18 protein-coding genes are annotated in these 18,014 nt (G+C 67.6%); 12 read left to right on the top strand and 6 right to left on the bottom strand.

What is annotated here, in order from left to right:
• Positions 1 to 100 precede the first annotated feature (100 nt).
• The gene (locus ACIPRS_RS13665) at positions 101 to 1,117 is read left to right on the top strand and encodes a 3-oxoacyl-ACP synthase III (protein WP_142122995.1); all 1,017 of its coding nucleotides are present in this window, start codon (positions 101 to 103) and stop codon (positions 1,115 to 1,117) included.
• Positions 1,118 to 1,184: 67 nt separating this feature from the next.
• Positions 1,185 to 2,090 carry an alpha/beta fold hydrolase gene (locus ACIPRS_RS13660; RefSeq protein WP_446538915.1) on the top strand — a complete coding sequence of 302 codons (906 nt, stop codon included), beginning with the start codon at positions 1,185 to 1,187 and terminating at the stop codon, positions 2,088 to 2,090.
• 174 nt (positions 2,091 to 2,264) lie between these two features.
• Here the strand turns inward: ACIPRS_RS13660 and ACIPRS_RS13655 are convergent, their stop codons facing one another.
• A complete protein-coding gene (locus ACIPRS_RS13655) occupies positions 2,265 to 2,645 on the bottom strand; it encodes a YkgJ family cysteine cluster protein (RefSeq protein WP_337732471.1) in 381 nt (126 codons plus the stop codon).
• 93 nt (positions 2,646 to 2,738) lie between these two features.
• Between ACIPRS_RS13655 and oleC the strand changes: the two genes are divergently transcribed.
• From oleC to ubiB, 5 genes are all read left to right on the top strand, one after another.
• On the top strand, positions 2,739 to 4,382 hold the full coding sequence (gene oleC / locus ACIPRS_RS13650; RefSeq protein WP_446538914.1) for an olefin beta-lactone synthetase: 1,644 nt from the start codon (positions 2,739 to 2,741) through the stop codon (positions 4,380 to 4,382).
• Positions 4,379 to 5,380, top strand: coding sequence for a 2-alkyl-3-oxoalkanoate reductase (gene oleD, locus ACIPRS_RS13645; protein ID WP_337732469.1), 1,002 nt, complete (start codon positions 4,379 to 4,381; stop codon positions 5,378 to 5,380). Before oleC ends, oleD begins: the two co-directional genes overlap by 4 nt.
• 285 nt (positions 5,381 to 5,665) lie before the next feature.
• Positions 5,666 to 5,824, top strand: a complete 159-nt coding sequence (locus ACIPRS_RS13640) for a DUF1328 domain-containing protein (protein ID WP_082563134.1) — start codon at positions 5,666 to 5,668, stop codon at positions 5,822 to 5,824.
• A 117-nt stretch (positions 5,825 to 5,941) separates the two neighbouring features.
• On the top strand, positions 5,942 to 6,583 hold the full coding sequence (locus ACIPRS_RS13635) for a ubiquinone biosynthesis accessory factor UbiJ (protein ID WP_446538913.1): 642 nt from the start codon (positions 5,942 to 5,944) through the stop codon (positions 6,581 to 6,583).
• Positions 6,580 to 8,232 carry a ubiquinone biosynthesis regulatory protein kinase UbiB gene (gene ubiB, locus ACIPRS_RS13630; RefSeq protein WP_446538912.1) on the top strand — a complete coding sequence of 551 codons (1,653 nt, stop codon included), beginning with the start codon at positions 6,580 to 6,582 and terminating at the stop codon, positions 8,230 to 8,232. Before ACIPRS_RS13635 ends, ubiB begins: the two co-directional genes overlap by 4 nt.
• Before the next feature lie 37 nt (positions 8,233 to 8,269).
• On the opposite strand, the gene ACIPRS_RS13625 is transcribed toward ubiB, so the two are convergent.
• On the bottom strand, positions 8,270 to 8,668 hold the full coding sequence (locus ACIPRS_RS13625) for a hypothetical protein (protein WP_446538911.1): 399 nt from the start codon (positions 8,666 to 8,668) through the stop codon (positions 8,270 to 8,272).
• Between the two features lie 134 nt (positions 8,669 to 8,802).
• Between ACIPRS_RS13625 and ACIPRS_RS13620 the strand changes: the two genes are divergently transcribed.
• Entirely contained in the window at positions 8,803 to 9,369 is a 567-nt protein-coding gene (locus ACIPRS_RS13620) for a type 1 glutamine amidotransferase domain-containing protein (protein WP_446538910.1), read from the top strand.
• 24 nt (positions 9,370 to 9,393) lie between these two features.
• Here the strand turns inward: ACIPRS_RS13620 and ACIPRS_RS13615 are convergent, their stop codons facing one another.
• Both ACIPRS_RS13615 and ACIPRS_RS13610 read right to left on the bottom strand, forming a co-directional pair.
• On the bottom strand, positions 9,394 to 9,801 hold the full coding sequence (locus ACIPRS_RS13615; protein WP_446538909.1) for a hypothetical protein: 408 nt from the start codon (positions 9,799 to 9,801) through the stop codon (positions 9,394 to 9,396).
• Between the two features lie 5 nt (positions 9,802 to 9,806).
• Positions 9,807 to 10,652 (bottom strand): hypothetical protein, encoded by an 846-nt coding sequence (locus ACIPRS_RS13610; RefSeq protein ID WP_446538908.1) that lies wholly within the window; start codon positions 10,650 to 10,652, stop codon positions 9,807 to 9,809.
• Between the two features lie 80 nt (positions 10,653 to 10,732).
• Between ACIPRS_RS13610 and ACIPRS_RS13605 the strand changes: the two genes are divergently transcribed.
• The gene (locus ACIPRS_RS13605; RefSeq protein WP_446538907.1) at positions 10,733 to 11,593 is read left to right on the top strand and encodes an endonuclease/exonuclease/phosphatase family protein; all 861 of its coding nucleotides are present in this window, start codon (positions 10,733 to 10,735) and stop codon (positions 11,591 to 11,593) included.
• Between the two features lie 772 nt (positions 11,594 to 12,365).
• On the opposite strand, the gene ACIPRS_RS13600 is transcribed toward ACIPRS_RS13605, so the two are convergent.
• A complete protein-coding gene (locus ACIPRS_RS13600) occupies positions 12,366 to 15,149 on the bottom strand; it encodes a M16 family metallopeptidase (RefSeq protein ID WP_446538906.1) in 2,784 nt (927 codons plus the stop codon).
• An 82-nt stretch (positions 15,150 to 15,231) separates the two neighbouring features.
• Here ACIPRS_RS13600 and ACIPRS_RS13595 point away from each other — a divergent pair, with 82 nt between their 5' ends.
• The 3 genes from ACIPRS_RS13595 (at position 15,232) to ACIPRS_RS13585 (ending at position 17,405) form a co-directional block, all read left to right on the top strand.
• Positions 15,232 to 15,960 carry a pseudouridine synthase gene (locus ACIPRS_RS13595; RefSeq protein WP_337732461.1) on the top strand — a complete coding sequence of 243 codons (729 nt, stop codon included), beginning with the start codon at positions 15,232 to 15,234 and terminating at the stop codon, positions 15,958 to 15,960.
• Between the two features lie 100 nt (positions 15,961 to 16,060).
• Positions 16,061 to 16,840 (top strand): cytochrome b/b6 domain-containing protein, encoded by a 780-nt coding sequence (locus tag ACIPRS_RS13590; protein WP_446538905.1) that lies wholly within the window; start codon positions 16,061 to 16,063, stop codon positions 16,838 to 16,840.
• Entirely contained in the window at positions 16,824 to 17,405 is a 582-nt protein-coding gene (locus ACIPRS_RS13585; protein WP_446538904.1) for a helix-turn-helix transcriptional regulator, read from the top strand. Before ACIPRS_RS13590 ends, ACIPRS_RS13585 begins: the two co-directional genes overlap by 17 nt.
• Here ACIPRS_RS13585 and ACIPRS_RS13580 read toward each other — a convergent pair.
• Positions 17,374 to 17,766, bottom strand: a complete 393-nt coding sequence (locus ACIPRS_RS13580; RefSeq protein WP_446538903.1) for an MAPEG family protein — start codon at positions 17,764 to 17,766, stop codon at positions 17,374 to 17,376. The two genes, ACIPRS_RS13585 and ACIPRS_RS13580, sit on opposite strands and share 32 nt — an antisense overlap.
• Between the last annotated feature and the right edge of the window lie 248 nt (positions 17,767 to 18,014).

Genomic DNA, 18,014 nt, shown 5'->3' with positions numbered 1-18,014 from the left:
GATGGCGTGCGCCCAGGGTGATCCTGCGTAAAGATGCGGTGAAGGCGGGAAGTGAGTACCCTTGTCGGCCCCCTTTGCCTGAGCCTTGGCGCTAACCTCGATGCTCTTCAAGAATGTCTCCATCGCGGGACTGGCGCATATCGATGCGCCGCACACGCTGACGTCCGACGAGATCAACGCCCGCCTCCAGCCCACGCTCGACCGCCTGGGCATCAAGACCGACGTGTTGAACGACGTCGCCGGTGTGCATGCCCGCCGCCTGTGGGACGACGATGTGCAGGCCTCCGACGCAGCCACGCTGGCGGCACGGAAGGCCTTGCTCGATGCCGGCATCGGCGCTGACAAGATCGGCCTGGTGGTGAACACCTCCGTCAGCCGCGACTACCTGGAGCCGTCCACGGCCAGCATCGTCTGCGGCAACCTGGGCGTCAGCGACCATTGCCAGACCTTCGACGTGACCAATGCGTGCCTGGCCTTCATCAACGGCATGGACATCGCCGCCCGCATGCTGGAACGCGGCGAGATCGATTACGCGCTGGTCGTCGATGGCGAGACCGCCAACCTCGTCTACGACAAGACCATCGAGCGCCTCAATGCCCCGGATGTCACCGAGCAGCAGTTCCGTGACGAGCTGGCGGCCCTGACCCTGGGCTGCGGTGCCGTGGCGATGGTGATGACGCGCCGCGAGCTGGCGCCGGATGCCCCGCGTTACAAGGGTGGCGTGACCCGCTCGGCGACCGAGTGGAACAAGCTCTGCCGCGGCAACCTAGACCGCATGGTCACCGATACCCGCATGCTGCTGATCGAGGGCATGAAGCTGGCCACCAAGACCTTCGCCGCGGCCAAGATCGCACTGGGCTGGGCGGTGGACGAACTGGACCAGTTCGTCATCCACCAGGTCAGCCGCCCGCACACGCAGGCGTTCGTGAAGTCGTTCGGCATCGACCCTAAGAAGGTCATGACCATCTTCACCGAGCACGGCAACATCGGCCCGGCCAGCGTGCCGATCGTGCTGAGCAAGCTGAAGGAACTGGGCAAGCTGAAGAAGGGCGACCGCATCGCCCTGCTCGGCATCGGCTCGGGCCTGAATTGCACGATGGCCGAGGTGGAGTGGTAACCCCACCCGGCATTCGCATTCCAGGGGCCGGTTCGCCGGCCCTTTTCTTTGACGGCGGCGACGCGCGATGAACCTTCCCGGCTACCCCTCCCATCCGAAGCGCTTCGAGGTCCGCCCGGGCCTGTCGATGAACTACCTCGACGAAGGCCCGCGCGATGGCGAGGTGGTGGTGATGCTGCACGGCAATCCGTCGTGGAGCTACTACTGGCGCACGCTGGTGGCCGGGCTGACGGACCCCGCTGCTAGCAAGCGTTACCGCTGCATCGTGCCCGACCACATCGGCATGGGCCTGTCGGACAAGCCCGACGACAGCCGTTACGAGTACACGCTGCAGTCGCGCGTGGATGATGTTGCAGCGTTGCTGGAACACCTGGGCATCACCGGCCCGGTGACGCTGGCCGTGCACGACTGGGGCGGCATGATCGGTTTCGGCTGGGCGCTCTCGCATGCGGCGCAGGTGAAGCGTCTGGTCATCACCAACACCGCCGCGTTCCCGATGCCGGCCGCCAAGCCGATGCCATGGCAGATCGCACTCGGCCGCGACTGGAAGATCGGCGAGTGGATCATCCGCGGCTTCAACGCGTTTTCCGCAGGCGCGTCATGGATCGGCGTGGAGCGCCGCATGCCCCCCGATGTGCGTCGCGCGTACGTGTCGCCGTACGACACCTGGGCGAACCGCATTTCGACGATCCGCTTCATGCAGGACATCCCGCTGGGCCCGAAGGACAAGGCGTGGCCGCTGCTCGAAGCCGCCGGCAAGGCACTGCCGTCGTTCGCCGACCGGCCCGCGTTCCTGGGTTGGGGTTTGAAGGACTTCGTGTTCGACAGGCACTTCCTCGATGGTTTCCGCGCAGCACTGCCGAATGCGGAAGTGCACGCCTACGAGGACGCCGGCCACTACGTGCTGGAAGACAGGCACGAGATCCTGGTACCGCTGATCCGCGACTTCCTGAACCGCCATCCGCTGGATTGATCCCATCTCCCACGGAGGTATTCCCTTCTCCCTGCGACAGCGGGGAGAAGGTGCCGAAGGCGGATGAGGGGTGCTCTTGCCGTTGCTCTATTTGACGGATGTCCGAGCGGCTCGCTGCGCTCGCGTCCCCTCATCCGGCGCTTCGCGCCACCTTCTCCCACAAGGGGAGAAGGACTAGAGCTCTGGCAGTGGATTCTTCTCCGCTTCCACCACGCCCGTCCAGTCCGTCTCCACCAGTAGCGGCAAACCGTGCGCCAACCGCGCCTTGTCGCACTGCGCGCTGCGCTCGCCGAACTCCAGTGACGCCGGCACCAGCGCGCACACCGACGGTCGCCGGTCGTGGATCGTGCAGCGGCTGTAGCGGCCGATGTCGGCATCCAGCGCCACGCAGTGCGGGTGCTTCTGGGAGGTGCCCCGCATCACCCGCTCGTGCACCCGCAGCGGCTCGGTCAGTTCGATCGGTACCACGCCGCCCTGGTCGGGATCCGCCTCGCTCCAGTGGAAGCTGACACGGAAGTGGGCGCAGCAGGCGCCGCAGGTCAGGCAGGGATGCATCGGGGCTTGGCTGGCGGCGGTGCGCGGGCGGGACGCGCATTCTGCCAACCCGGGCGGCTGACGCAAGTACCGTCCAGCGGCGACAATGGCGGCATGACCGATCCGTGCAACATCGCCGCCAGCCTGCCCCGGCTGGCCCGCGAGCAGCCCGACCGCGTGGCCATGCGCTGTCCCGACGCCGCCGGACGTTACACCCGCGAACTCACCTACGCCCAGCTGGACGCGCGCAGCGACGCCATCGCCGCCGGCCTGGGTGCGTACGGCATCGGTCGCGGCGACCGCGCCGTGGTGATGGTGCGGCCCACCCCGGAATTCTTCCTGCTGATGTTCGCGCTGTTCAAGGCCGGCGCCGTGCCGGTGCTGGTGGACCCCGGCATCGACCGGCGCGCGCTGAAGCAGTGCCTGGACGAAGCCGAACCGCAGGCCTTCATCGGCATCCCGCTGGCGCAGGCCGCGCGTTGCGTGCTGGGCTGGGCGAAGTCCGCAAAGAGGATCGTCACCGTCGGCACGCGCTGGGCGTGGGGTGGCACCACGCTGGCGAAGATCGAGGCGCGCGGTGCCGGCGCCGGTCCGCAGCTGGCGGCCACCGCACCCGACGATGTCGCCGGCATCCTGTTCACCAGCGGCTCCACCGGCGTGCCGAAGGGCGTGGTCTACCGCCACCGCCATTTCGTCGCCCAGATCGAACTGCTGCGCAACGCCTTCGGCATGCAGCCCGGTGGCGTCGACCTGCCCACGTTCCCGCCGTTCGCGCTGTTCGATCCCGCGCTCGGGCTCACCTCGGTGATCCCGGACATGGATCCCACGCGCCCGGCCAGCGCCGATCCGCGCAAACTGCACGCGGCCATCGCGCGTTTCGGCGTCACCCAGCTGTTCGGCTCCCCTGCGCTGATGAAGGTGCTCGCCGACCATGGCGCGCCACTGCCGGGCGTGCAGCGCGTGACCTCGGCCGGCGCACCGGTGCCGCCGGATGTCGTGGCGAAGATCCGTACGCTGCTGCCGGATACCGCGCAGTTCTGGACGCCGTACGGGGCCACCGAATGCTTGCCGGTCGCCGTCATCGAAGGCCGCGAACTGGACGCCACGCGCGTGGACACGGAAGCCGGTGCCGGCACCTGCGTCGGTCGCGCCGTGCCGCCGAACGAGGTCCGCATCATCCGCATCACCGACGCGCCGATCGAACGCTGGACCGATGTCGAGGTGCTGCCCGACGGCGAAGTTGGCGAGATCACCGTCGCCGGCCCCACCGCCACCGATACCTATTTCCGTCGCGACGCCGCCACGCGCGCGGCTAAGATCCGCGAAACCCTGCCCGAGGGTGCCGAACGCACCGTGCACCGCATGGGCGACGTGGGCTGGTTCGATGGCGAAGGCCGACTGTGGTTCTGCGGTCGCAAGACGCAACGCGTCGAGAACGCCGACGGCCCGCTCTACACCGAGCAGGTCGAACCCGTCTTCAACACCCATCCGCGGGTCCGCCGCACCGCACTGGTCGGGGTTGGCGAGCCCGGACGCCAATCGCCGGTGCTCTGCTACGAACTGCAGCCCGGCGCCAGCGCCGACCGCACGCAGATGGAGGCCGAGCTGCGCGCCATCGGTGCACGCCATCCGCACACCGCGCGCATCGCCACCTTCCTGCCGCACCCCGGCTTCCCCGTCGACATCCGCCACAACGCCAAGATCGGTCGGGAGACATTGGCGGCATGGGCACGCACGCAACAAGGACACCACGCATGAAGATCCTGGTCACCGGCGGCGGTGGTTTCCTTGGCCAGGCGCTGTGCCGTGGCCTGGTCGAACGCGGGCACGAGGTGATCAGCCTCAACCGTGGCTACTACCCGGTGCTGCGCGAACTCGGCGTGGGCCAGGTGCAGGGCGATCTCGCCGACGCGCATGCGGTGATGCATGCCGCCGATGGCGTGGACGCGGTTTTCCACAACGCCGCGAAGGCCGGGGCCTGGGGCAGCTACAAGAGCTACCACGACGCCAATGTGGTCGGCACGCAGAACGTGCTCGAGGCGTGTCGCACGCACGGCATCGGTCGCCTGGTCTACACCTCAACGCCCAGCGTGACCCACCGTGCCACGCATCCGGTGGAAGGCGGCACCGCCGACACCGTGCCCTACGGCGAAGGCTTCAAGGCGCCGTATGCCACCACGAAGACGATCGCCGAAAAGGCGGTGCTCGCCGCCAACGATGCATCGCTGGCGACGGTCGCGCTGCGCCCGCGCCTGATCTGGGGTCCGGGCGACCACCAGATCCTGCCGCGACTGGTATCGCGTGCCCGCGCCGGTCGCCTGCGCATCGTCGGCAGTGGTGAGAACCACGTCGACACCACCTACATCGACAACGCCGCGCAAGCGCACTTCGACGCCTTCGACCACCTGGCACCCGGTGCGGCCTGCGCGGGCAAGGCGTACTTCATCTCCAACGGCGAGCCATGGCCCATGCGCAAGCTGCTCAACGCGCTGCTGGAATCGGCCCATGCGCCGCGCGTCGAGAAGCACCTGTCCTTCAAGGCCGCGTATCGCATCGGTGCCGTGTGCGAAGCCCTGTGGACGGTGCTGCCACTGAAAGGCGAGCCGCCGATGACGCGCTTCCTGGCCGAACAGCTGAGCACAGCGCACTGGTACGACATGGCACCCGCACGTCGCGACTTCGGCTATGTACCGCGCGTGTCGATGGAAGAAGGGTTCGAGCGCCTGCGCGCCTGGCTGCGCGATCATCCGTTGTAGGAAGGGCTTCAGTCCGCGCCTCGACCAACGTGCCGTGCCTGCGTCGATGAGCGCGCCGCAGTGCGGCAGGAGAGTGGATGGCTCTGAGGGCGACTGCATCCCTGGTGTGAGAGAGGTGGGGCTGCAGCCCCTCCTGCAGAACGCCTGACCTTCACGTCCGAATCACGACACTGAAGCGTGTCCATATCGCACCGCGCGGAAATCACGCGGCGATGACTCCCCGCGTTCCAGCATGGCGCACGCCACTACCGGCTGCATCGCTGGCCACAGCCCAAAGGAGTTTCCATGCTGCGCTACGCCATCATCTTCTTCGTCATCGCCCTCATCGCCGCCGTACTGGGTTTCAGCGGCATCGCGGGTGCCGCCACCAACATCGCGTGGGTACTGTTCGTCGTCTTCGTGATCCTGGCGATCATCTCGCTGTTGCGCGGCAAGCGCGTCTGACCTCTCCACCGTCTCTCCCCGCCGGGATGGCAGGACGCCATCGAGCCCGCCCCGAGCCTGCATGAAGCAAGCCGACGGGCGGGCAGGGCATGCAGGCTTTGCCGCTAGAATGGCGGCATGGACCTGTCTCCGTTCGATGCCCTGAAACCCCTCGCCGGTCGCGCACTCGAAGCCGCGCTCAACCAGGCGATCGCGCTTGATCCCGACACATCGGCGGCGCTGCGTCCTCTCGAAGGCCGCCGCATCCAGCTGGTGGTCGATGCTCCGCCCCTGGCAATGGACATCATGGTCGGCGGTGGTCGCCTGCAGGTGGGTCCGGCCAGTGAAGTGCTGGAAGCCGATCTCGCCGTGCGCAGCACGCTCGGCGGACTGCTCGGTCAACTCCCTTTCCTGCGTCGCGACAACGCGACCCCGGTCGGCAAGGTCAAGGTCTCCGGCGACGCTGAGCTCGCACGCCGCCTGCAGACGCTGGCCACGCGCTTCGATCCCGATTGGTCGCTGCCGTTCACCCGGGTGTTCGGTGATGTGATCGGCGTGCAGGTGGCGAATGCCGCACGTACCGGTCTGCAACAGGTCCGCGTCGCCGCGGGCAACCTTGCGGAAAGTGCCGCCGAGTACGTGACCGAAGAATCGCGCGACGTGGTCGGCCGCGACGAACTCAATGCCTTCCATGACGATGTCGATGCCATGCGCGACGACGTGGAGCGGTTGGCCGTCCGCATCGGCCGCCTCGCCGCTCGCGTGGAGCACCGCGCATGAAGTCGGTGTTGAGGGCCAGCCGCATCGGCCGCGTGCTGCTCCGCTATCGTCTGGACGACCTGCTCGAAGGCACGCCGGTCGAGCGCTGGCTGAAGCTGGGCCGCCCGTTCGTGCCGCGTGCATCGGCGGAGATCGCCGCACAGCCGCGAGGTGCGCGACTGCGCCTGGCGCTGCAGGAACTCGGGCCCATCTTCGTCAAGTTCGGGCAGATCCTGTCCACCCGCCGCGATCTCATCCCGCCCGACATCGCCGAAGAACTCACCCTGCTGCAGGACCGCGTGGCGCCGTTCGATGGCGATGTCGCGCGTGCGCTGGTGGAACAGGAACTGGGCCGGCCGATCATCGAGGCCTTCGAGCATTTCGACACCACGCCGCTGGCCTCCGCGTCCATCGCGCAGGTGCATGCGGCCACGCTGCCCGGTGGGCGCGAGGTGGTGGTGAAGGTGCTGCGCCCGGACATCCGCCGGCAGATCGCCGGGGACATCGCGCTGCTGGAGAGCATCGCGGCCATCGTCGACCGCGCGCATCCGAACGCCGACAAGATCCGCCCGCGCGAGATCGTCGCCGAAATCGAGAACACGCTGGCGGCGGAACTCGACCTGCAGCGCGAGGCCGGCAATGCCAGCCTGCTGCGGCGCAACTGGGCGGACTCGCCCGACCTGTACGTGCCCGAGGTGATCTGGTCGCACACCGCCGAGCGCGCGATGACGATGGAACGCGTGCGCGGCATCCCGTCCGACGACATCGCCGCGCTGGATGCCGCGGGCATCGACCGCAAGGCACTCGCCGCCAAAGGCGTGCGCGTGTTCTACCAGCAGGTGTTCCGCGACAACTTCTTCCACGCCGACGCGCACGCCGGCAACATCTGGGTGGATCCGGAGCGGAAGACCGATCCGCGCTTCATCGCGCTGGATTTCGGCATCATGGGCCAGCTCTCACGCGACGATCAGTATTGGCTCGCCGAGAACTTCATGGCGATCTTCAACCGCGACTACCGCCGCATCGCCGAACTGCACGTGCAGGCGGGATGGATGCCGGCGCACATCCGCATCGACGAACTCGAAGCCGCCGCGCGCGCCGTCTGCGAACCCTATTTCACCCGCCCGCTCAGCGAGATCTCGCTGGCCGAAGTGCTGGCCAAGCTGTTCCGTACCGCGCAGCGCTACGAACTGACCCTGCAGCCGCAGCTGATCCTGCTGCAGAAGACCCTGCTCAACATCGAGGGCGTCGGCCGGCAGCTGGACCCGCAGATCGATATCTGGGCGGTGGCGCGGCCGGTACTGGAGCGCATCCTGCTGGAGCGCTACAGCCCGCAACGCGCCGCGCAGGAGTTCCGCAAGCGCCTGCCCGAGATCATGACCCATGCGCCGGACATGCCGCGCCTGGTGCATGCATGGCTGAGCCAGCAGGTGGAAGGCCGGCACGAGCTGGCGATGCGCTCCAAGGACCTCACCGAACTGACCCAGACGATGAAGGGCCTGCAGCGCCGCGTCGTCGCCGCGATCCTCGGCGTGGGCCTGCTGATCGTCGCGGCCGTGCTGTATGCGCTGGAAGCGGGTGGGCCACGCCTGCTCGACGTGCCCGCTTCCGCGTGGATCGCCGGCATCGGCGGGTTGTGGGCGTTGCTGGCGGCGTGGCCGCGGCGCTGAGGTGGACACTTCTGTGGGCGAAGCGCAGTCCTGAGCCTCACGTATCCGCGCGCGTGGCGCGCCGACGTCCCCACGCCAACCACCAGCCCAGCCACACCTGCACGGGCAAGGTCAGCAGGCAGGCGAGGGTGAACCAGCGCGGGAAGTCTTCCCACGCGAGCCAGACCAGGGTCACGCCGAGGGCCAGGTACAACGCGAGGAACACCCAGGCGTGCGCGGTCTTCGCGACTGCCGCCACACCGACCATCAGCATGCTGCCGGCCACGCCGGCCATGACGACCCACAGCAGGTCGTAGGCCAGCCGCGCGTCACCGCCGGAAGGCAGGCGCAGCGCCGCTGCGAGTTCACCGCCGATCCGGTTGACCAGAGGCAACGCGTAGAGCGACACGACGCACGCCGCCACGCTGCGTAACACGACAACCATGCGACGGGGCATGAGTGCGCTTCCATGAACAGATGAGGCATTGGAGCACATCGACTACGCGCGTTGACACGATGGCAACGATTCCTTCGCATGCCGTGCGCGTAGCGCACGCTACCGTGGTATCTCATTCATACGGGAGCCTTCCCATGAGCCATCTGACGGGAAAACGCGTCGCCATCCTCGCCACCGACGGCTTCGAGCAATCCGAGTTGACCGAACCGATGCGCGTACTGCAGTCGCACCACGCGCAGGTCGACATCGTCTCGCCCGATGGCGGACGCATCCAGGGCTTCAAGCACTTCGACAAGGGCGACCAGGTGGACGTGGATCATGTGCTGTCCGAAGTCTCCGCCAAGGACTACGACGCGCTCGTCATTCCCGGGGGGCTGTTCAATCCGGACGCCCTGCGCGTGGACGACCAGGCACTGGCCTTCACCCGCGGCTTCTTCGAAGCCGGCAAGCCGGTTGGTGCGATCTGCCACGGCCCGTGGGTGCTCGCCAACGCCGACGTGCTGCGTGGCCGAACCGTTACCTCGGTGCCCAACATCCGCAAGGACCTGGAGAATGCGGGCGCGAACTGGAAGGACGACGAAGTCATCGTCGACAAGGGCCTGGTCACCAGCCGCACACCGGAGGATCTGCCCGCGTTCTGCGCCAAGCTGGTGGAGGAGATCGCGGAAGGAAGGCATGGCGGGCAGCGCCGCTCGGCGTAAGCCCATCTCGCGACGCCACGCAGTTCAGCGTGGCGTCGTCGTCGCCGCGGGCAGGGTCGTCGTCGTGCAGCGCGGCAGCGGCAGGGGTCCGAATACCTTCGTGGTGCCGGCGAAACCGCCTTGTTCCACCACATAGACCGCGCGTGCCTGCGTATCGACATGCAGGAACTGCTGGTAGCCGTCGGCGACGTGGCCCATGTCCGACAAGGGCGTGCCCAGCGTGTGCAGCATGTCGGCCGGCGGCGATGCCATCACCGGCCATGCCTGGCGGACGCCGTAGGGGCTCGTGAAAGGTTTGAGGCGTGCGGCAGCGCAGGCTGTCGCGGTGTCGTTGGTAGCTGGCGAAGGTGCAGGCGCGGGCGAGGTCGACGAAGCCACGGCCGCCTGCGCCAGCAGCGTGCATGCGCACAGTGCACGAAGAGTGGATGCCACCGTCTTCATTGTTCTTTCTTCTCCCTGCGCGACATCAGCCTGGTCTTGCCATCCTCGATCAGCCAATTGCCTTCCGACGTAGCCACATACATCGGCTGGCGCGCCCACAGGCTCCAGAACACGTGCACCTCGGTCGGAACCGGGTCTAGCAGGTGGGTGACCATCATGGCCACGGCTTTCATGGATCTGTCGTTGCGTGGACTGTCGAGCGCAATGCAGGTGCGAGTGAAGGGCCGTTGCTTGAGGATCCGTTCTCCGGCGGGATCCAGATCGAGGCGATAGCTGCCGCCGATGGGGACGACGCCATGCTGCGTGGTTCCCGGCAGCAGATACGCGGCCCAGCCACCGCCCTCATTGTTGGTGGGCAGCACGACAGTGTTGTAGGTCCGTGAGCAGGGCTCGAACTTTGCAGCGGCGGCGGTGGCACGCGCCCGCGCCGCGCCAAGTTCGTACGCCGTCAACGCCACCGGCTCAGTGAGCGCTTCCGCCTTTCCCGAGACGCGGCCGTCGCTCGTGACCGTCGCCCGGTATCGCGCCCGTGGTACCGGTTCGCTGCTGACGAAGCTCACAACGATGCCTTCCTCGCGCTGCTCGGTGATCCAGCCCGCCAGGTCTCCGCGCTTGCCGTCCCGACGAAACGCCTTGAGCTCCATCGCTGCGTCAGTGGCGACGGCAGCCGCCTGGTCGTGCAGGTAGATCAAGCGGCCCGTGGCATCGGCATCCAGGATCGCGCGTGTCGTTTGCGCGTCGTCGATCGGTACGGGAGCGTCACTCTGCGCAGATGCAATCTGCGCATACACCAGAGCAGACAACAGCCAGGCGGCACGGCCGATGCACGTCATTCCTCGCATGATCGAACTCCTTCCCTCCCCAATGGGGCGCGACGTTACCGCAGTTCCTATACTGGTGCGAGTCGAATCGGAAGACCGCCATGCCTCTCCTCCGCGCCATCCTGATCGTGATGATCCTCGCCACCACCGGTCTGCAAGCCCAGGCCACCGACGTGCCGCCGGCAAAACCCACCAGTGCCCTGCGCATCATGAGCTTCAACATCCGCCTGCCCGCGGAGAGCGATGGCGTGGACTACTGGGAAACACGCAAGCCGCTGGCGGTACGCATGCTGCGCGAGCAGCAGCCCGAGGTGATCGGCCTGCAGGAACTGGTGAAGGCGCAGGCCGACTACCTCGCGCGCGAGCTGCCGCAGTACGCCTGGTTCGGTCGCGGTCGCAATGCCGATGGCGGCGGCGAGCACATGGGCGTGTTCTACAGGAAGGACCGCCTGAAGGTGGTCGAGTCGGGCGACTTCTGGCTGTCCGACACGCCCGACGTGCCGGGCAGCATCACCTGGAACCATCTCTATCCGCGCATGGTGACCTGGGCGCTGTTCGAGCAGCGCAGCGACGGCAAGCGCTTCTACCTGTTCAACACCCACCTGCCATACCGCGATCAGGACGAAGCCGCGCGGGTGAAGGGCGCGCAGGCCATCGCGCGCCGCCTGGCCGCGTTGCCGGCCGGGGTGCCGGTGGTGCTGACTGGCGACTTCAACACCGCGCCGGACAGCCAGGTGCACGCCGTGCTCGCGCAGACGCTGCAGGATGCGTGGACCACCGCACCGCGGGTGGAAGGCAGTGAAGCGACGTTCCATGGGTTCACGGGCAACGCCGACAAGCGCATCGACTGGGTCTTCGTCCGCGGCGTGCAGCTGGAATCGATCGCCTCGATCACCACGCGCTGGGGCGGACGCTATCCGTCCGACCACTTCCCGCTGCTGGCGACGCTGCGGCTGCCGTAAGCCTGCGTTGCCTGTCGAGGGCGCGCAGGCGAGGCTCGATGTGAGCACGATGGAGCGCCGAATCCCATCAACGGCGTTCCGAGCCTCGCAGATGGCGCTCAATGTGAGACAGATGGAGCTCCCGAGCTCCATCGATCGAGCTCCGAAAGCCATCCCATCGCATTCCGAGTGCCATCGATGGCTCTCCGAGCCTCGCGGGTGGAGCTCAATGTGAGAACGATGGAGCTGCCGAGCTCCATCGATGGGGCTCTGAAAGCCATCCCATCGCCTTCCGAGTGCCATCGATGGCTTTCCGAGCCTCGCGGATGGAGCTCAATCCGAGACAGATGGAGCTCCCGAGCTCCATCGATGGCATGGGAGAGCTCGATCGTTGGCATTCCGAGCCCCATCGACGGAGCTCCGGGCTCCATGGCCGGGCTCCGAGGCCGGTGTACAAGGCTCAATGTGAGGCGGAGGGGGCTCGCCAGGCGTTCGCGACGTTCAGGCGCGCGATGAAGGTTTTTCCCTTCGCCCCGCTTGCGGGGAGAAGGTGCCCGGAGGGCGGATGAGGGGCGGGCGCGATGGTCGGGCACGCGGGATGTGTCGTCGCGGCCGCGCCTCTGGCAACAGTACGGGCGCGTTGTACGTCGCCTCTTCGTTCGCCCCTCACCCGCCTTCGGCACCCTCTCCCCGCACGCGGGGAGAGGGGAACATCTGCGCGGGAAAGGATCTTCTGCGAGCGCGAAAACGAGAACGGCCCCTTGCGGGGCCGTTCCGTCTCACGTCATGCGGATCACTTCGCGGGCGCCGCCGCCGGCGCGCCGGCCTTCTTGGCGAAGTCGCCCGCCAGGAACACGCTCAGCGCCTCGGGCTTGAAGTGCTTGCGGATCGCGGCGTTCACCTGGTCCACCGTCAGTGCGGCGTACTTCGCATCCAGGTCGGCGGTGAACTGCATGGTGCGACCGAAGAACAGCTGGTCGGCCAGCATGCCGGCGACGCTGCCATCGTCCGCGCGGCCCTGCTCGCGTTCGGTCAGCATGCCGGCCACGGCGTCTTCCAGTTCCCCGGCGGTGATGCCGTCCTTGACGAGTTTCGTCAGCTCTTCGCGCACCAGCGCTTCCACCTTCGCCATGTTCTCCGGCGCGGCGATGGCCTGGATGCTGAAGCTGCCGGCATCGTCCTGGCCGGTGCGGCTGTCGTCGGCGCGCACGCCGCTGGAGACGCCGTAGCTCAGGCCCTCCTGCTGGCGGATGCGATCACCCAGGCGCGACTTCAGCGCGCCGCCGCCGAACACGCGGTTGGCGATCACCATCGCCGGGTAGTCCGCATCGGTGACCTTCAGTGACAGGTTGTGCCGGGCCAGCAGCACGGCATTGGGCTTGTCCGGCGTCTCGAAGCGCGCCTGCTTCGCCGCCACGCCGGTGTAGCGGGTGGCGATGGGCGCGTACGGCTTGCCGCTCTTCCAGCCGGTGAACAGCTGCTCCAGCTGCGCACGCACGGCGGCGGGGTCGAAGTCGCCGACGATGGCGATCTCGCCGTTGGCGGTGCCGTACACGTCGCGGTGGAACGCGCGTATGTCGTCCAGCTTCAGCGCCTTCAGTTCCGCCAGCGATTCGTCCAGCGTGCGGTTGCGCAGCGGATGGCCGGCCGGCCACGGGTCGAAATACTCCGCCAGCGCGCGACCGGCGATCGCCCCCGGCTCCTGCCGCGAGGCTTCCATGCCGGTCAGTGCCTGCAGGCGCAGCTGTTCGAACTCGCTTTCAGGGAACGCCGGATTGCGCAGGACGTCGGCGGTCAGCGCCAGGGCATCGGCCAGGTGTTCGCGACGCGTCTGCAGGCCGATGCTGGCACCCTGCAGGCTTCCGCCCACGCTGCCCTGCGTCTTCAGCTGTTCAAGTCGCTGATCGATCTGTTCGCGCGTCATCGTCTTGCTGCCGCGCATCAGCATGGCGCCGGCCATGCCGGCGGCACCTTCGCGGCCGGTGAGCGCGGCCTCATCGGCGAAACGGAAGTTGGCATCGACGATCACGGTGCCGCCACGGGTCTTCTTCGGCAGCAGCGAGACTTTCAGGCCGTCGCCCAGCGTGAAGGTCTGGGTTCTTGCTTCGATGTTCTTCGGCGAGGGATCGAACTGCTCGCCGGCGCTGACGGCGGTACCGCCGGTGTAGCCGTCCACCAGCGATGCGACCGCGGGCGCGGCCGGGATCTCCACCCGCTCCGGGGTGGTGGTGGGAATGAAGCGGCCCAGCGTGCGGTTGCTCGACTTCAGGTATGCGGCGGCGACGCGGTTGACATCGTCGGCGGTGACCTTCGCGATGGCGTCGCGACTGGTGAACAGCAGGCGCCAGTCGCCGGCGGACTGGAACTCGGACAGGCCCATGCCCACGGCATTGACGTCGGTGAAGTACAGGTCGTAGGCGTTGCCGATGCGCTGCTTCGCCTCGTCCACCTCCTGCTGCGTGACCGGGCGGGCGGCGAGCTGCTCGACCTGCTTCAGCAGTTCGGCTTCGGTCTTCGCGGCGTCGCCGTCGTTGGGCACCACGGCCACCACGGTCAGCAGTCCGGGGTCGCGCATGGATTCGCCGTTGGCGCCGCTGCCGGCGGCAAGCTTGGTTTCCACCAGCGCCTTGTGCAGGCGGCCACCGGGCGTGTGTCCCAGCACGTTGGCCAGCACGCTGAGCGGCGCGTTGTCCGGATGCGCCACCGCCGGGGCGTGGTAGGCGGCCGCGACCAGCCGCAGGTTGCCGACGCGGCGCACGGTGACTTCGCGCTCGCCATCCTGCGCCGGTTCCTGGGTGTAGAAGCGGGGCAGCGGGCGGGTGGGTTTCTTCAGTGCGCCGAAATGGCGCGCGACGCGGGCGAGCGCGTCGGTGGTGTCCACACGGCCGGCGAGGATGAGGGTGGCGTTGTCGGGCTGGTACCACTGCCGGTAGAACGCCTGCAGTTTGTCGATCGGCACGCCCTCCACGTCGCTGCGTGCGCCGATGGTGGTGTTGCCGTAGTTGTGCCACAGGAACGCCGTCGAGCGGATGCGCTGGAACAGCACGCCACCGGGGCTGTTCTCGCCCGCTTCCAGCTCGTTGCGGACCACGGTCATCTCGCTGTCGAGGTCCTTCTTCGCGACATTGGAGTTGACCATGCGGTCGGCTTCCATCTTCAACACCCACTCGAGGGTGTCGGTATTGGCCGGGAACGAAGCGAAGTAGTTGGTGCGGTCCAGGCCGGTGGTGGCGTTGAAGTCGATGCCGCGTTTCTTCATCTCGCCGCTGATGTCGGACTGCGTGGGCGTGCCCTTGAACAGCAGGTGCTCAAGCAGGTGCGCCATGCCGGTCTCGCCGTAGTTCTCGTGCACCGAACCCACGCCATAGACCAGGTTGACGGTCACGGTGGGCTTGGTGGCATCGGGGAACACCAGCACGCGCAGGCCGTTGGACAGCGTGTACTCGCTGATGCCTTCGATGCTGGGGCCGGCGGTGATGCCCTTGGGCAGCGCGGGCGCGGCGTAGAGGCTCGCGGGCTGGCCCAGGGCAAGCGCCACGGCTAGGCCGAGTGCGACAATGAAACGGGGTGACTTCATCCACAATCCTCCATCAGGGCCGCGTGCGTCCATCGCGTGCGGCGAACCCCGAGTTTCGCAGATTTGGAAGGCACGCAGATTCATGGATTACGGTGAGACGAAAGCGGGCGATGGCGCATTGCCCGTGCTGTATGCCGATGCGCAGATTGCGGTGGTCAACAAGCCCGCGGGTGTCATGGCGCACGACAGCAAGCTGGCCGGTGGGGAAACGGATTTCGTCGCCGACCGGCTGCGCATGCAGTTCGGTCGCCCCATCTTCCTGATCCACCGGCTGGACCGCGCCACCAGCGGCTGCCTGCTGGTGGCATTCGACCGCGACAGCGCATCGACGCTGGGCAAGGTGTTGATGTCGCGCGAGGTGGAAAAGGATTATCTGGCCGTATGCCGCGGCTGGCCGGAGCCGGACTTCATCGTCGACCATCCGCTGGACGGCGGCCCGGGCAAGCCGGACAAGAAGCCATCGGTGACGCGTTTCGTGCGCTTGGCGACGGGCGAGCTGCCGCTGCCGTCCGCCGGTTTCGAGACCTCACGCTATGCGCTGCTGCGATGCCAGCCGGAGACAGGCCGCTTCCGCCAGATCCGCCGACACCTGAAGCACGCGTTCCATCACCTGATCGGCGACACCAGCCATGGCGATGGCCGCCACAACCGGAACTTCCGCATGCAGGGCGTGCACCGCATGCTGCTGCACGCGGTGCGGCTGTCGTTCCCGCATCCGGTCACGGGCGAACGCATCGAAGCGGTGGCGCCGCTGGATGCGGAGTTCCGCAAGGCGTTCGCCCTGTTCGGGTGGGAAGAGGATCTGCGCTGATCCGGTAACGCCTTGATGCGGCGGGCATGCGGCATTTGTCCGATGACGTCGCAGCACGCCTGCGCAAAGGTGGGACTCCCTTCCCACGGAGCGCGCCGCCATGTCTTCTCCCCGCATCTACGACCTGCCCACGCGGGTTTTCCACTGGACCTTCGCCGGCTTGTTCGTCGCCGCGTACGCCATCGGCAGTACGGTCGATGACGAGTCGCCGCGGTTCGTGGTGCACATGCTGGCCGGTGGCCTGCTGGCGACGGCGGTGCTGCTGCGCCTGTTGTGGGGGGTGGCGGGAACGCGGCATGCCCGGCTGTCGGATTTCAGCCTGAGCCCTGCCGCGCTGGTGGGCTACTTGCGTGGCGTGCTGTCCGGTCGGGCGCGGACATGGGCGGGACACAACCCCGCCTCCAGCTGGGCGGCGCTGGTGATGATGGGCCTGGGCCTGGGCATGGCGGCCACCGGACTGGCGATGGTCGCGGGCGTGGCGCCGCATGCGGTCGAGGAGGTGCACGAGGTGCTCGCCAACGCCTTCCTGGCTGTGGCGCTGCTGCATGTGGCGGGCGTGCTGGTGCATGTACTGCGACACCGCGATGCCCTTCCGTTGAGCATGGTGAACGGGCGCAAGCGCGGCATTTCCGCCGGGGAGACCGACGTGCGTCCGCACGCGGGTGTGGCGCTGGCGTTCGTCGCGGTGTTGGTGGCGGTGGGCGCAGGCGTGGCGAGTCGCTACGATGCCAGCCGTGGCCGTGTCACGCTCTTCGGCCAGACGCTGATGCTCCGTGAGGCGAATGCGGGTTCCGGAGAACGGAGCGGGGCCGACGAAGAGCAGGCCGAACATGAAGCGCATGCGCGCGGGGAGCGGGCCGAGGATGTCCCCCACAGTTGACCGTCGTCCCATGCATGGTAGCGAACGCGGCGTCATTGCGGGCGTCCTGCTGTTGATCGCATTGCTGGTGGTGACGGATGTCATGGGCGACCTGCGGCAGGGCGCGTCCGCCTGGCACGTGGCGCTGGAGATCCTGGCGGCCGGGCTGGCTCTGCTGGGCGCCGTGCACCTGTTGCGCAGCACGCTGCGCCTGCGCCGCCGCCTGGTGCGGCAGGCGGAAGACCTCAGCCAGGTGCGTGCACAGGCCGAGGCCTGGCGTCAGCAGGCACGACGCCATGTGGAAGGGCTGTCGCGTTCGATCGATGCGCAGTTGGATGGATGGCACCTGTCGCCCGCCGAGAAGGAGGTCGCCTTCCTGTTGCTGAAGGGCCTCGGACTGCGCGAGATCGCGGATCTGCGCGGCACGCACGAGAAGACGGTGCGCGCGCAATCGGCCTCGATCTACGCGAAGGCAGGGCTGGCCGGTCGCTCGGAGCTGGCTGCGTTCTTCCTGGAAGATCTGCTGGTACCGCGTGCCGTCCTTGATCCAGGCCTCAAGCCACCCGCAGCGCCGCCAGCACCATGAGGCCCACGGCGCATAGCATGCCGAGCAGCCAGACCAGGCTGCGCAGCGATTGTTTGTCCGCCAGGTAGAACACGCCATGCAGGACGCGTGCGGCAACGAAGCCCAGCGCCAGTGGCGTTACCGTCTCAGCCGGCACGTCGGCCAGCTGCGCCATCAGCACGCCGGCGACGAAGGCCGGGAATGCCTCGAAGCCATTGAGATGCGCGGCATTGGCGCGCTGCACCTTGTAGTTGCCTTCCTGCTTGGCGATCCAGGCGCGCGGGTTGCGGTTGTTGTAGCGCTCGCCCGACCGCTTGGCGATGAAGACCCACAGATACGGCAGCAGCGCGGTGACCAGGATGCACCAGTAGGCGATGGACATGAGCGGTTTCCCTCCGAGGATGCCGCAGGGTAGTGCGTACGGCAGTGGGGCGTCCATGGGCGGTTGCCCTCTCCCTGCGCAGCGGGGAGAGGGTGCCGAAGGCGGGTGAGGGGCGAACGGAGGCATCATCTTGGATCTGCGCGCTCGCATTGCCGAGTTCGACGATGGCGGAGAGACATCGCACGGAACATCACCGCGCTCGCCCCTCATCCGCCCTTCCGGGCACCTTCTCCCCGCAGGCGGGGAGA

Source organism: Pseudoxanthomonas sp. LARHCG66 (genome assembly GCF_052871755.1).
The sequence above is the reverse complement of the archived record's forward strand: the minus strand, read 5'-3'. Positions and strand labels throughout refer to the sequence as shown.

What these genes read in the sequence shown, in the direction of transcription:
- ACIPRS_RS13665 (WP_142122995.1), top strand. Translation starts at nt 101, where the DNA reads ATGCTCTTCAAGAATGTCTCCATCGCGGGACTGGCGCATATCGATGCG.
- ACIPRS_RS13660 (WP_446538915.1), top strand. Translation starts at nt 1,185, where the DNA reads ATGAACCTTCCCGGCTACCCCTCCCATCCGAAGCGCTTCGAGGTCCGC.
- ACIPRS_RS13655 (WP_337732471.1), bottom strand. Translation starts at nt 2,645, where the DNA reads ATGCATCCCTGCCTGACCTGCGGCGCCTGCTGCGCCCACTTCCGTGTC.
- oleC (WP_446538914.1), top strand. Translation starts at nt 2,739, where the DNA reads ATGACCGATCCGTGCAACATCGCCGCCAGCCTGCCCCGGCTGGCCCGC.
- oleD (WP_337732469.1), top strand. Translation starts at nt 4,379, where the DNA reads ATGAAGATCCTGGTCACCGGCGGCGGTGGTTTCCTTGGCCAGGCGCTG.
- ACIPRS_RS13640 (WP_082563134.1), top strand. Translation starts at nt 5,666, where the DNA reads ATGCTGCGCTACGCCATCATCTTCTTCGTCATCGCCCTCATCGCCGCC.
- ACIPRS_RS13635 (WP_446538913.1), top strand. Translation starts at nt 5,942, where the DNA reads ATGGACCTGTCTCCGTTCGATGCCCTGAAACCCCTCGCCGGTCGCGCA.
- ubiB (WP_446538912.1), top strand. Translation starts at nt 6,580, where the DNA reads ATGAAGTCGGTGTTGAGGGCCAGCCGCATCGGCCGCGTGCTGCTCCGC.
- ACIPRS_RS13625 (WP_446538911.1), bottom strand. Translation starts at nt 8,668, where the DNA reads ATGCCCCGTCGCATGGTTGTCGTGTTACGCAGCGTGGCGGCGTGCGTC.
- ACIPRS_RS13620 (WP_446538910.1), top strand. Translation starts at nt 8,803, where the DNA reads ATGAGCCATCTGACGGGAAAACGCGTCGCCATCCTCGCCACCGACGGC.
- ACIPRS_RS13610 (WP_446538908.1), bottom strand. Translation starts at nt 10,652, where the DNA reads ATGCGAGGAATGACGTGCATCGGCCGTGCCGCCTGGCTGTTGTCTGCT.
- ACIPRS_RS13605 (WP_446538907.1), top strand. Translation starts at nt 10,733, where the DNA reads ATGCCTCTCCTCCGCGCCATCCTGATCGTGATGATCCTCGCCACCACC.
- ACIPRS_RS13600 (WP_446538906.1), bottom strand. Translation starts at nt 15,149, where the DNA reads ATGAAGTCACCCCGTTTCATTGTCGCACTCGGCCTAGCCGTGGCGCTT.
- ACIPRS_RS13595 (WP_337732461.1), top strand. Translation starts at nt 15,232, where the DNA reads ATGGATTACGGTGAGACGAAAGCGGGCGATGGCGCATTGCCCGTGCTG.
- ACIPRS_RS13590 (WP_446538905.1), top strand. Translation starts at nt 16,061, where the DNA reads ATGTCTTCTCCCCGCATCTACGACCTGCCCACGCGGGTTTTCCACTGG.
- ACIPRS_RS13585 (WP_446538904.1), top strand. Translation starts at nt 16,824, where the DNA reads ATGTCCCCCACAGTTGACCGTCGTCCCATGCATGGTAGCGAACGCGGC.
- ACIPRS_RS13580 (WP_446538903.1), bottom strand. Translation starts at nt 17,766, where the DNA reads ATGTCCATCGCCTACTGGTGCATCCTGGTCACCGCGCTGCTGCCGTAT.